This window comes from Methanosarcina acetivorans C2A, assembly GCF_000007345.1.
GTDB lineage: Archaea > Halobacteriota > Methanosarcinia > Methanosarcinales > Methanosarcinaceae > Methanosarcina > Methanosarcina acetivorans.
The window spans coordinates 4258716-4272253 of record NC_003552.1 but is presented as its reverse complement, the minus strand read 5'-3'; the positions used below and the strand labels follow the sequence as shown (position 1 = coordinate 4272253).

General features: G+C 43.7%; 13 protein-coding genes. 8 read left to right on the top strand and 5 right to left on the bottom strand.

Annotation, left to right across the window (positions count from 1 at the left end; genetic code table 11):
• Positions 1–10: 10 nt before the first annotated feature.
• Positions 11–1585: an ABC transporter substrate-binding protein gene (locus MA_RS18080; RefSeq protein ID WP_048065721.1), complete on the bottom strand. Its 1575-nt coding sequence runs from the start codon at positions 1583–1585 to the stop codon at positions 11–13.
• A gap of 322 nt (positions 1586–1907) precedes the next feature.
• On the opposite strand from MA_RS18080, the gene MA_RS18075 reads away from it, so the two are divergent.
• From MA_RS18075 to MA_RS18040, 8 genes are all read left to right on the top strand, one after another.
• The gene (locus MA_RS18075) at positions 1908–2297 is read left to right on the top strand and encodes a hypothetical protein (RefSeq protein WP_157860310.1); all 390 of its coding nucleotides are present in this window, start codon (positions 1908–1910) and stop codon (positions 2295–2297) included.
• 860 nt (positions 2298–3157) lie between these two features.
• Positions 3158–3907 (top strand): class I SAM-dependent methyltransferase, encoded by a 750-nt coding sequence (locus MA_RS18070; RefSeq protein ID WP_011023383.1) that lies wholly within the window; start codon positions 3158–3160, stop codon positions 3905–3907.
• A gap of 281 nt (positions 3908–4188) precedes the next feature.
• A complete protein-coding gene (gene nikB / locus MA_RS18065; RefSeq protein ID WP_011023382.1) occupies positions 4189–5118 on the top strand; it encodes a nickel ABC transporter permease in 930 nt (309 codons plus the stop codon).
• Between the two features lie 12 nt (positions 5119–5130).
• Complete coding sequence (gene nikC / locus MA_RS18060) at positions 5131–6000, top strand: nickel ABC transporter permease subunit NikC (protein ID WP_011023381.1); 870 nt, start codon at positions 5131–5133, stop codon at positions 5998–6000.
• A complete protein-coding gene (gene nikD / locus MA_RS18055) occupies positions 5984–6796 on the top strand; it encodes a nickel import ATP-binding protein NikD (RefSeq protein WP_011023380.1) in 813 nt (270 codons plus the stop codon). The genes nikC and nikD overlap by 17 nt, the downstream gene beginning before the upstream one ends.
• A gap of 11 nt (positions 6797–6807) precedes the next feature.
• On the top strand, positions 6808–7773 hold the full coding sequence (locus tag MA_RS18050) for an ABC transporter ATP-binding protein (RefSeq protein WP_048065719.1): 966 nt from the start codon (positions 6808–6810) through the stop codon (positions 7771–7773).
• A gap of 27 nt (positions 7774–7800) precedes the next feature.
• On the top strand, positions 7801–9417 hold the full coding sequence (locus MA_RS18045; RefSeq protein ID WP_011023378.1) for a nickel ABC transporter substrate-binding protein: 1617 nt from the start codon (positions 7801–7803) through the stop codon (positions 9415–9417).
• A gap of 11 nt (positions 9418–9428) precedes the next feature.
• A complete protein-coding gene (locus MA_RS18040; RefSeq protein ID WP_048065718.1) occupies positions 9429–10187 on the top strand; it encodes a class I SAM-dependent methyltransferase in 759 nt (252 codons plus the stop codon).
• An 802-nt stretch (positions 10188–10989) separates the two neighbouring features.
• Here MA_RS18040 and MA_RS18035 read toward each other — a convergent pair.
• The 4 genes from MA_RS18035 to MA_RS18025 all read right to left on the bottom strand — a co-directional run bounded on the left by MA_RS18035 (position 10990) and on the right by MA_RS18025 (position 13520).
• Positions 10990–11175: a hypothetical protein gene (locus MA_RS18035; protein ID WP_048065717.1), complete on the bottom strand. Its 186-nt coding sequence runs from the start codon at positions 11173–11175 to the stop codon at positions 10990–10992.
• A gap of 314 nt (positions 11176–11489) precedes the next feature.
• Positions 11490–12269 (bottom strand): ABC transporter ATP-binding protein, encoded by a 780-nt coding sequence (locus MA_RS18030; protein WP_048065716.1) that lies wholly within the window; start codon positions 12267–12269, stop codon positions 11490–11492.
• A complete protein-coding gene (locus MA_RS27415; protein ID WP_157860309.1) occupies positions 12263–12406 on the bottom strand; it encodes a hypothetical protein in 144 nt (47 codons plus the stop codon). Before MA_RS27415 ends, MA_RS18030 begins: the two co-directional genes overlap by 7 nt.
• A 19-nt stretch (positions 12407–12425) precedes the next feature.
• Positions 12426–13520: a FecCD family ABC transporter permease gene (locus MA_RS18025; RefSeq protein WP_048066493.1), complete on the bottom strand. Its 1095-nt coding sequence runs from the start codon at positions 13518–13520 to the stop codon at positions 12426–12428.
• Between the last annotated feature and the right edge of the window lie 18 nt (positions 13521–13538).

Sequence of the window (13538 nt, the reverse complement as noted above, 5' to 3'; positions counted from 1 at the left end):
GCTTTGCACCTTACGTTCTTTCCAGATAGATCCCTGAAAGGTTCAACCAGGGATCTTCAGAACTTATGACATACCCGTTTACCGCAGGTCCGGTTGCAACGACCTTTTCCTCATGTACAAGGTAAAAAGCCGGAACTTCTTCTGTCACAAAAGCCTGCAGGGAATGGTAGAGTTCTTCCTGCTCCTGCGAATCAAGGGTCATATCGGCTTCATCGACGAGCTGGTCATAGGTCTCATTATTGTAATGCGAATAAGGGTTTCCGGAATGGTGTACGAAGAAATGCCTCGGGTAGGGGCCCCAGACGAAATAACCGCTTCTGAGTATCATATCAAAGTCCCCTGCGCTTTCGAGTTTACTTATGGCTCCTTCATCAAGCACCTGGATTTCCACATCCATTCCGACTTCCCGAAGGGTTCCCTGCACAACCTGAGCCATGGGGTTATGCCTAGCTGCCCAGACCCCTTTACTTACTATGAGGGTCACATGCAGGGGTTCTCCGTCCTTTTCTGCAATCCCGTCTCCATCAGCATCTTTCCACCCGGCTTCCTCAAGGAGATCCTTTGCCTTATCAAGATCCGGGGTATATGTCTCAAGGTCAGGGTCTGAGTACATCATTACAGGGGAATAGGCCCTTCCGCCCGCCGGCTCCCCGATACCTTCAAGCACTTCGTTTACGAGAGTCTCGGTATCGATTGCATAAGCAACACTCTGGCGCACCCTCGTATCATCGAAGGGAGACTTTTCGCAGTTAAACTGCAGGAAGTCCGTAAAGGTCGTAAGTTTCCTGTGGATCTGGATTCCTTCTTCGGCTTCGAGCCTTGCGACATCGTACTCAGGAACCTTAATGATCATGTCCACCTCTCCGGTCTCAAGAGCAATTACCCGCGTAGCTGCCTCAGGGATTACTTTGAAAGTAACCTTATCAAGCAACGGCTGTTCTCCCCAGTAAGCTTCGTTTTTTGTGAGCACTATTTCCTGGTCCTTTGCCTGCGTATCAAACTTAAACGGTCCGGTTCCAACAGGTTTGACAAAATTCCCTTCGGCATCAAGGCAGCTCGGGCCCATAACAGGCCAGGCTATGTGGGTCAGGTAAAAAGGCAGAGGCATGGGTTTTGCCAGGACGAATTGCACGGTATGGTCGTCAAGAGCTTCCACACTCTGGACCGGTCTTAAAACTGCCTGCCTCACATAGGACTGGTTGGAGTAAGAGAAAACAACCGAATCCGCATTAAAAGGAGTCCCGTCATGGAAAGTCACATTTTCACGCAGGTGGAAGATCCAGGTTTTGCCGTCATCAGAACTTTCCCAGGACTCCGCAAGCCCAGGGATAACGTTCAGGTCCGAATCAAGCCTCACAAGGGTTTCATAGACCTGAGCCCAGACAAAACGTGCATCCCCCGATGCAAACATATCAAGGTACCAGCTGCTGACATCCGTACCTACACCCACCACAAGGTCCTGAGAGCCCTCTCCGGCCTCTGCACCTTCTGCAGTCCCTTCCGTTTCTTCATCTATACAGGCGCTTGCTCCGATTACAACAAGCAGCATAAAAATGATCAAAATGAACTTAAAAACCCGATTCATAGACAATCCTCAATTTTTGTGGGAAAAATTCAACAAACCGGAGGAATTCAAGCCATTAAAAAGACTCCAGACGCCCCGGTTAACTGCGCTCAAGCTACCTTGCAGCTCATTTATTTCAGCCTGCTAATTCCCTATGCATTTACCCTTTCATTATTATTTTTTTAGAAAATTATAACATTTGATAAGATAAAAATTTTTTCTTATAGCAAAACAGGTAAACGCTGTTAACTGAAGGTGTTACATCCGGAAAATTTTGTATTAAAATCAGTTGCATTGGTCATCGGTCAAAAAATTCTCTTGCTTGATAGCTATCTACTTTGCATTGGAAACCAGCCTTAAATTTTGGCCTGTTTGCATGAAAGCAATGCCTGATTCTGTTTTTCAATTTTCGCAAATATTTGAAAACTGTTGTGAAAAATGGAGGCAATTTATTACGATTCATCACTTAACGAAAAAGCATGAGAAAAAATTAAATTTGTATTTGGAAAAAGGCGTCGATAATAAGCAACCCATTCTATTCTTTTTAAACACTGCCAGAATATTTCCTTTTTTTAGAATTTCGGCTTCGTTATTGTTTATTCAAAAATTAGAGAAGAATTATGCTCACAATTTTCTAAAAAAGTTATACAACTACCTTTTTGTAGGAGATAATAATTGTGAGCCAAAAAAAGAATTTTATATATTTTTTCCTCTCAATTCTCATAGATATTGAATAGAACTACGTAGCCAGCTGCTCATGAATATTTAGAAGTTACGGATTGAATTTAAAAATCAGAATCTAAAACGTCTAACTTCTTTTAAATGACAGACAGCGGTTTCTTTGTAAGTTCCGAAAATCAGCAAATTTTCAAATAAATTTGATATCGTAAGCCAAACTTTCTGATTATTTTACTTTCAGTCCGTTCCAGGTTCATTATATTGTCTATAGGTTCATTATATTGTATATCGGTTCATTACGTTGTCTATAGGTTCATTACGTTGTCTATAAATAGATGTATACGGCACAAAACAAGTTATTGATTTTATGTGCGGTGGCTTTTTTACTGCTTGCACAGGACGTATCGGCTAATGAATACAAAGCAAACAATGTATCCTCTTCAAATTCAAGGAAGAATTTTCCGACTCGAAATATGTAATAATTTTATCATATAGTTATATAGTTAAATACGTCACTTGAGGTTGTTTCTCATACTTTGCTAAATTTTTAAATTCTCAGCGAATACATGAAATTTACTTTTACCCATACGATCCGAAAAGGATACAATTTTTAAATAGATCTGCTAAAAAACATTTAGGGATAACTCGTTAATTAACATTAATAGTAATATTTATATCATATTTAATTACATTAAAAGGAACCAGTAATAAAAATTAACAATAAATAGAATACTATTAATAAATCACACGCTAGTCATTCAAGGATGGTTAAAACATTGAGAAAATTGGTTGAAAAATTGAAAAATAGTTAAATGAAAAAATTGTAGAATTTTTCTAAGTTGTTTGAAATAGCAATTTTATTCGGATTATCATGAACCTGGTCAAACAAATATTATACGTTAGAGGGACAGAAAAATGAATTTAAACACCCGCATTAAAAATTATTGGGAAGGCGAGGCACAAGGTTACAGTGAAGCAATTGAAGATGAACTAAACGGTTTTGAGAGAAAAGCATGGGCTGATTTGGTACTGGAATATGCCCCTTCCAGAGATTGTCTTGATATACTGGATATTGGCACCGGACCGGGATTTTTTCCAATCGTCTTAACTCAGGGCGGGCATAATGTTACCGGTATAGACTTAACCGAAAATATGATCGAATTTGCACGTTTTAACCTTGCACGTGAAGGTGTTAATGCAAATTTGATGACTATGGATTGTCAGAATTTGAAATTCCCGGATAATAGTTTTGATCTGTTAGTTTGCCGCAATCTCACGTGGACACTTGACGACCCCGCCAGAGCATATAAAGAATGGTACCGAGTCCTGAGACCAGGTGGGAGGATTCTTATCTTCGACGCTTGCTGGTATCTGCACCGGTTTGATGAGAATCTGAAAATAGCCTATGAGAAAAAGGAAAAAGAAGTTCTCATGAAATACGGGCACCCAATGCACCAGCACAAGAATCAAGCCGAAGACGATGCACTCAGCCGGAAGCTGTTTATGAGTGACAAAGTCAGACCGCAGTGGGATTTGGATATAATGCTTAAACTCGGATTTTCAAAGGTATTTGCGGATACTTCAGTAGGTGAACGAGTACTAAATGAAGAGCAACAGGATAGAAACAGTATGCACCCTCCGTTTTTAGCAGGAGGAGAAAAATAGAGGGGACACACTAGTTGCGTCTTATGGCAAAACATTTACGGCTTGTACGATTCCTGCGTGGATTCAAAAAAGATGTAGCAAGCAAAGTAACAGTTGGGCTTTTGTCCACAAAGTGCGGTTTTTAAAAATGTCCGTATTGTATAAGTCGACACCCACGGCTAATTAATAAAGCAGCCCGGCTTTCAGAGAGCCCTTATTGAGCCACATTATTGAGCCACAGTTTCAAAAATGAGATGCTGTTCAAACTGCGAGTAACGTCACAGGCCACGGGAGATGAAGTAATGCTTAAAGACATAGGCGAACGGTTATTCACATTGATTCCGGTACTCCTAGCTGTTTCATTAATAACTTTTACCCTTGGCAGCATGTCTTCCGGCGACACGGCACGTACGCTAGCTGAAAAGAAATATGACAGGCCAACATATGAGCAGATTGAGGAAATACGAGTAGAAATGGGATTTGACAGGCCGGTGCTCGTCCGATACCTCAGCTGGCTTAAAGATGCGTTGAGGGGTGACTTGGGCTTTTCTTATTCAAATGACAGGCCGGTAGTTGAGGAAATCGTTCGATATTTTCCTAAAACATTACAGCTGGCACTTCTCGCACTATTGTTTTTAGTTATAATTTCATTTACTCTCGGGATTTTATCAGCGGTGTTTTCCGACTCGTGGATCGACAAGGTTTCCAGAATATACTGTTTTTGGAGTGTATCAATGCCCGAATTCTGGTTGGGACTCATTTTACTGTATATTTTCGGCGCTCGGCTTGGACTAATATCGGTGCTTGGTGGAAGTTCAATGAAATTTCCAATAATACCTGCTCTCACAATGTCTATATGCAGTGGGGGGATTTATGTCCGACTTATTCGTACAAATATGGAGGAAGTACTGAACAAAGGATATATCCGTGCAGCCAGAGCAAAAGGCGTTAGCGAATATAAAATTATAACAAAACATGCTCTGAAAAACGCAACGCTCCCTGTAATCAACAAGCTTGGAATCGGATTCGGCTCTTTGTTAGCCGGATCTGCCATTATTGAATCGATATTTTCATGGAACGGACTTGGAAACCTGGCACTCGAATCGGTTAAACTCAAAGACTACCCGGTAGTCCAGGGATATGTGCTGTTTATGGCTGTTTTGATGGTGCTAATTAACCTGACAGTAGATATTGTATGCGGCATCATTGATCCGCGTCTTAGATATGAATGAGAGGAACAAAGGATGCAGGTCAAAACTCAAGCAATAAAGAGATCGAATGCATGGTTTCGTTCATCCGATGGCATTAAAAATCGTATACTTACGCAAAAAGCAGCAGTTTTCGGTCTTTTGATAGTGGCTCTGATCATCTTCGTTGCCATAGCTGCATCCGTAATCGCGCCAAATGACCCTCTTAAGGTAAATATGTCAATGCGTTTCAAAGGTCCAAGCTCGTTATATTGGCTTGGCACCGACAATCTGGGGCGATGCATTGCATCCCGTCTGATTTGGGGCGCCCGGATGTCACTGATATACAGCCTGTGCGTGCTGGGCCTTATGATGGCAATTAGTACTCCGATAGGGCTCCTGTCCGGGTATGCAGGCGGTCGCATGGACACGTTTATTATGCGGGTTACCGACATATTTCTATCACTTCCGACTTTTCTGATGGCATTAGCCATCGCCGGTATGCTGGGACCCAGTGTGAAAAATATGATTATCGCCATGGCCAGTGTGTGGTGGGCACCTTATGCAAGAATAATACGTGGTATGGCGATGCAGATAAAGCAGCAGGATTTTATGCTTGCAGCAAAAGCAGCCGCCTGCACTCACTGTCAGATTATTTTTCGGCATATACTTCGCAATATCGCCTCCCCGATTATTGTAATGGCCACACTTGAAATCGGTTCGATTATACTGGCTATCGCATCATTTTCTTTTATCGGCCTGGGTGCACAGCCGCCTACTCCCGAGTGGGGTATTATGCTCAGCGACAGCAAAGAATTTATGCAGACACAGCCGCAGTTGATGATTTATCCGGGAATTGCAATTCTCTTTACAGTCATGGCATTTAATCTTCTGGGGGAAGGACTGAAAAATGCAATACAAGACTGAACAGGGAGCTCAGAGTGAAAAAGCGGCATTAGATATCCGGGGCCTTTCTCTGGACTATGTCATGCCGGATCAAAACATCCACGCCGTGGTAGACTTGAACCTTGTTGCTAAAATGGGAAAAATCACCGCACTCGTTGGGGAAAGCGGCAGTGGAAAATCCACTGTCGCACTTGCGGTAATGGGTATTCAGGATAAAAACGCTATCATTTCAAGTGGTGAGATTTACCTTGCAGGGATGGATGTACTCTCTATACCTAAAAAAGATATGCGGTCTTACATATCAAACCATGCCGGAATTATTTTTCAGGATCCGATTGATTCGCTGAATCCGTTATTAACTATTGGAGAGCAGTTAATGGAGACGATCCTGATACATGAAAAAATAACAAAAAAACAAGCTCGTGCCATTGCACTTAATCAACTTCTGGCGGTCAGCCTACCGCAGCCGGAGGAATTGATGAAAAAATACCCTTTTATGCTGAGCGGAGGGATGTGTCAGCGGGTTATGATTGCCATCGCAAGTGTTTTCCACCCACCGCTTCTCATTGCAGATGAGCCAACGACCGCTCTTGATGTAACGGTTCAGGCCCAAATTCTGTATCAACTGGATTCGATGCGGAAGAGAGACGGAACTGCAATTCTGCTTATTACTCATGATCTGGGAGTCGTCGCAGAAATAGCAGACGAGGTGTGTATCATGAAAGACGGACAGATTGTGGAAAGAGGCACGGTAGACGACATATTCTATAATCCACAAAATATGTATACACGCAAATTACTGGCGGCGGCGCTCTAAGAGGTTTGGTCATGGAAGTATTGGTGGAAACCCAAAACATACGAAAATCCTACGAAAAACAAAATTTGTTCATAAAAAAGCGAGAGCAGGTGTCTGCCGTAAACGGGGTATCTCTCAAAATTCAGAAGGGATGTTCGATAGGCCTTGTAGGGGAGAGCGGAAGCGGAAAAAGCACACTTGGCAGGATGACGGCCGGACTGGAAACGCCGACTGAAGGAGATGTACTGTTCCGGGGCCGACCAATCTCAAATATTTCCCTTAGAAAAATGCGCCCACTACGACGTAATATCCAGATGATCTTTCAAAATAGCAGCAGCGTTTTTGATACGTCCTATACCGTAGGCGAAAGTATTGCCGAGGTCATTAAAAACAGCGAGCAAGTATCAAAAACCGAATGCTTAGAAAAAATTGAGACAATATTGGAACAGGTGGGACTGGATGCCTTATACGCGCAGCGAAATCCAAAGGAGTTGAGCGGAGGGCAGCGCCAGCGTGTCAATATTGCACGTGCACTTGTTCTTCACCCGGAGTTTGTTGTTTGCGACGAACCCGTTTCCAGCCTTGATTATTCACTGCGTAAACAAATTCTGACTTTACTTAATGATTTACGAAATAAATTTGGTTTAACCTACCTGTTTATCACCCACGACCTTAACTGCGTGCCTTATGTCTGCGATATGATGGCCATTATGTATGCGGGTAAGATAATGGAGCAAATCGATTTAAAGAAAAAATCGATGCAGGATGCACTTCACCCGTACACCAACCTGCTGCTTTCGTGTATACCGGCAAAGATGCCTTCGGAAAGAAAAAAATGCACGATGGAGAGCATAATCGATACAACAGTTATACCTGATTCAAGACACTGTTGTCGGTTCTTTCCACGCTGTCCTTACTGTACGGAACGTTGCATAAATGAAGAGCCATTGCTAAAAGAGGTCGCAAGCGGTCATTTTGTAGCATGTCATATCGTATAAAGCCATTATAGAAAAGGAGAAGGAGAAATGAAGAAAAAATATATCTGGGCAATTACCGTGTCAGCACTCTCACTGGTGCTATTGCTGAGCGGATGCATCTCAAATCAAGCATCAAACAATGCTCCTAACGACACTTCTGTTTCTTCAGCTGCCCCCGTCACGACCGTCAGTAATCAGTCCGATTCCATTACAATTATGGTTTCCGGCAAACTGAATCCGGAAGATGCCAGCCCGATAGAATCCAGCACGGAAATGTGCCTTTACGAAATGGTGTACGAACCGCTGGTCAAATACGGAAAAGACGGCGTGATTGAGCCTGGGCTTGCTGAGAGCTGGAATATCAGCGATGATGGAACGCAGTATACTTTCTACTTACGTAAAGATGTCAAATTTTCAGATGGTACCGGCTTTAACGCTGACAGCGTGGTAAGCAGTGCAAAGCGCTGGGATCCCACGAGATTTTCCACACCGCTTACAAATGTGGAAAAATTAGACGACTACACGGTCAGGCTGACATTTAAGGAAAACAGCTACCCCGTATTAATCGAACTGACCTATCCCCGGCCGTTCCGCAGCGCATCTGAGAATTCATTTGATGCAAACGGCAACTTTATAAAAATGATCGGAACAGGGGAGTGGATGGTGGAGAGTTATGTCCCCGAAGAAGAAGTGGTCATGGTGCCCAATCCGTATTACTACGGAACAAAACCGGATATTAAAAAGATAACCATCAGAAAAGTTACTGACGGCGAATCAAGAATTATGGCGCTTCAGGCCGGAGAAGCCGACCTTTCTCTTGCCGATTTGCCCGCAGAAAGCAAATCAATCATCGAGTCCTCAAAAAATCTTGCCGTTAAAACCGCTGAAGGTACAATGGGATTTTTCCTCATGCTAAATCAAGAAAATGAAGCTCTGCAGGATAAAAATGTTCGTCTTGCGTTAAATTATGCAATAGACAAAGACAGTATCGTGGAAAATATACTTGGAGGTGACGGAGTTGCCGCGAAAGGCATTTTACCTGAGACGGTACCGTACGTCACTGACGAAAACAGCGAGGGATACTCCTATAACCCGGAAAAAGCCAGAGAACTGCTGGCCGAATCGGGATATACGGACAGTAATGGGGACGGCATTGTTGAGAAAGACGGGGTACCGCTGTCTCTTAAGCTTGTTTTCCAGTCTGAGGAATATGCAAGCTGGAAATCTATGTGCGAATACATGCAGGCAGCTGCCAGAGAGGTAGGAATTGATATCCAGCTTGAACAACGGGACACTTCGGCCTACTATGACGCGATCTGGAAAAACCGGGATTTTGACATGATTATTTACCGCACATACGAGGATTCATGGAATCCGCACGGATTTTTGCGCTCCATGTTTTATCAGACCGAGGGCAGCACTTCCGTGTGCTGGTATGACCCGCAGCTAAATACATATCTTGACGAGGTCATTAAAACACAGGATGAGACAACACGTCAGGCAAAGTATGATCGGATATTTGAGCTGATCAACGACGAGGCGCTTGTTGTTCCTCTGTGCTATCCCAATAAACAGTATGCATATAATACCCGCTTGCAAAACGTGACAGTTGCACCGACGAACTATGAAGGCATAGAGTGGCAGATGCTCACCATGGCAAAGTAAGGGGGCAAAGCATGCAGGAAACCTTGTTTGAACGGATCGAAACAGCCTGGTCTGCCGATGCCGGGGGTTATGACCGGGGGATTCAAAAACAGCTAAGCAATAAAAAAGACGTAAAACATTGGCAGGATGAACTTCGGCAGGTGCTTGGTGAGGAACCGTTACATGTACTTGATGTCGGGTGTGGACCGGGATTTTTTACAGTTATGCTTGCCAGGTTAAAACATAATGTAACAGCTGTTGATGGCGCTGAGGGAATGGTAAAGCGCGCCGGCACCAATATCAAAAACGAGACTTTAAATGCAAAAGTGTATAAAGGTGACGCCGTGCTTTTGGATAAAGAGAAGGAAGACAGCCTTGACGCCATAGTATCGCGTGATGTTGTCTGGACACTCTATGACCCTGAGGGCGCTTTCCTCAGGTGGAAAAATCTGCTGAAACCGGGTGGTAAAATCGTCATTTATGATGGCGATTACAGGCGGGATCAATCGTCTTTTCGTTACTACGTATTGAAATCGACCTCAGACCTGATTAATCTCTTTACGGAAGGAAAACAACGGAAAAAACAACATCATAGTTCCGCAGGCAACGGATTCGAGCAACTGCCGATGATTAGGCACAGGCGACCGCAATATGATCGGGAACTGTTGCTGAAGGCAGGTTTTTCAAAAGTTGAGGTGACAAAAGATTCTTTCCGCAACAGTCCATTACGTCTTGAATTCTGGAGATACGGGTATCAGGGAAAAAAATTTCGTGTAATTGCCTACAAGTAAGTGAGCTAATTATTACGAAAATACAGATTCTACGGAAAATACAGACTCAGGCCGGCTGTTTTGAGTATTTTGGAGGATTTGTACAGGAGATTCTTAAGATACCACGAGGCAGGTCATTATTAAAAGCCCGGTCATTGGTCATCGGTTAAGGAATTTTCTTGCCTGAAAGCTATCTACTTTGCATTAGAAGCCGGCCTTAAATTCTGGCCTGTTTGTATGAAAACAATGCCCTGTTACATATTACAATATTCTAAAAATACAATATTCTAAAAATACAATATTCTAAAAAAATTCAACAACTGTTGTGGAAATAGAGGCAATTTGTCACGATTCATCAACTTATAGCCTATCCGAAAAGTGGTTCCCTGCTATAACTCTTACAAAATGCAATATAAAAAACCGGAACAGATACACCGATTGTATAAACCTATTGTGACTTTTCAACATGCATTACTGACTTTTCGGATAGGCTCTTAACCGAAGACACATGCAGTAATTTTAGCTTTCAGGCTTATATTTTTGCTTACTAATTCTTCTGGAAAAACCTCTTTCCTCTGCAAAGAACTGAGAATTGTTCATTGGTCCTCCTGAGCAAAACAAAGCAGAACAAAAAAGACCCTGTGTTTTTGCACTTGCAGTTCACCTTCCAGGAAATTTTCAATTTCTTTTGATCCCAGGGCAAAACCAGGGTGGGCCAACTCGGGCAGATCAACCAGGGATATCAGCCATCTAATAGTGGACGACCGAAATTATTACGAAGAAGAAAACAAAACAGGAAATGATAAATCAGAAAAAAAGGGTTTTAGAAGGCTGCATCAACATAATCAACGGACCTTTTGAAAACCGCTGTGATCATGCCGTTTTCGTCGATCTCGTTTGAAAACCTGATCAGCTCCCAACCTTCAACTCCCAGGTTGTTAAGATCTTCTTTTGCTTTTGACCACTCACTGAACCTAATCTCTTTAACATCGTATTCCCAGATGGTCATTTCGATTCATCTCCAGTAAAATTGGGTTAATATTATACTATATATTAACTGGTGGAATCTTCTATATGTATCTTTTTAAAAAATAGATTTGCGATTAAATCAACTTAAATTGAGTTCAAACAAAAACCAGTTTCCGGTTATTCAGCAGAAACCGTATACTCCCCGAATAGCTTAAAAACAGGCAAACCCAGATGTAAAGCTGAAGGGCTGAGCGTAAGACTGGATGTAAAATTGATCCCGAACCCCGGGAAACAAAATTTTCAACCTCAAAACTGAGTTTTTAACCTTAAGGTTCCCATTCCCAGACCTGCTCCTCAGGCAATTTCAAGCTGCCTCAGAGGCACGACATACGGAACTTCGGCGTGTGTGCTTATACGGGCCTCGACCCCGTAAACCTCTGCTATGTTCTCTGAGGTAAGAACCGAGCCAGGGGAGCCCGCAGCAATGATTTTTCCCTGCTGCATCATGATTATACTCTCCGAATACCTGGAAGCAAGGTTCAGGTCATGGACTGCCATGATTGCTGTTACCTGCTTTTCCCGTACAAGTTTCTTTACCGTTTCCATGACGTCCAGCTGGTGCCAGATATCAAGGTTGCTGGTCGGCTCATCCAGGAGAATTACTCCTGTCTCCTGGACAAGAGCCCTTGCAATCAACACTTTCTGCTGCTGTCCCCCCGACAGTTCATTGAAAATAGAGAGAGACAGGTCTTCTATCCCCAGCATTTCCAGAACTTCCCAGACCTTTTCTTCATCTTTTTTGCTGTCGAACCAGCTGAGGTGAGGGCGCCTTCCCATCATCACGGTCTCAAAAACGGTAGTCGGAAATACCCGGTTCGAACTCTGAGGGACATAAGCCACGTTTTTTGCAACTTCCAGCCGACCCATCTGCTTAATGTCCTTGCCGTCAACAGTGATTTTCCCGGTTTTTACATTCAGGATCCTGTCGATACATTTTAAAAGTGTAGACTTCCCGGCCCCGTTGGGACCTACAATGCTGACCAGGCTCGAAGCCCGGATCTCAAGGCAGATATCCTTCAGAATATTAGTGCCCGTATACCCGAAGACTACGTCTTTTACCTGCAACTTTACCATCTTAGCATCTCCTCTTTCCATTCCTTCTTTCCATTCCTTCTTTCCACTCCTTCTTTCCACTCCTTCTTTCCACTCCTTCTTTCCACTCCTTCTTTCCACTCCTTCTTTCCACTCCTTCTTTCCATTCCTTCTTTCACAATTCTCCTGTGTTCCGTATCACCAGAATTCTTTTCTTTTCCTTTTCAGGATGAGGTACATGAAAAATGGGACTCCTAGAAGCGAACTGGTAATGCCTGTGGGAATAATCGTAGGCCTTATGATGTTCATACCCAGAGCATCGGCAGAAATCAGGATAAGAGCTCCCAGAATGCCGGAAGCAGGGAACAAATACCTGTGGTTGGACCCAATGACCATCCGGGCCATATGGGGAGCAACGAGTCCGATAAAGGCAATTGTGCCCGTAAAGCAGACAATTGTTGCCACAAGCAGACTTGCAAGCAGCATACTGAATATCCTGATCCTATGTGCATCGACCCCAAGGCTTTTTGCGCTCTCGTCTCCCGCAGTCATGATGTTCAGGTCTCCTGCCTTCAGGTAAATAAAGGGTAAGCAAACTGCAAAGAGACCAAACATCAGAGGAAAGTTCCTCCAGGAAAAGGCCGAAAGATCTCCCATCCCCCAGCTTACCATAATCCGGAGCTGTTCATCCGTTGCAAAGTACTGAAAAAGGCTGCTGAGGGCACTGAAAAGGTAATTTACAGCTATGCCTGCAAGAATCAGGGTCTCGGAACTTGCCCCTCTAAGGCTTGAAAGAGATATGATAAAAAGAGAACAGAGCATGGCAAACAAAAATGCATTTCCCACCAGCAGGTAGGGCCCACTTATGATTCCAACTCCGAGAACGGCTGCAACCGCAACCCCGAAATGCGCCCCTGCGGAAATCCCGAGAGTAAAGGGGCTTGCCATTGGGTTTTTCAGGACAGCCTGCATCACACAGCCGCAGACTCCAAGCCCGAACCCTGCAAGAAGCCCTCCCACTATCCTGGGGAAACGGATGTTCCACACAATCTGGACAGGGAGGCTATCCGTGGCAAAGTAGCCGGGTATTAACTTGTCAAGCAGGATGCGGTAGACTTCAAGGACTGAAATATCAAGAGGGCCTATTGTTATGATGAAACCTGAGAGGAATACGACCAGAAAAAGGAGAAAGCCCATGAAAAGGAGCTTTTTCCCCACATAGCGGCGGTAGGCTGACCTGCTGGAGAAAGTCCCTTCCATACCGGGGTTCTGCTTTCCCGGAAAGCTTCCCATTATTTTTTCCTCCCTGAA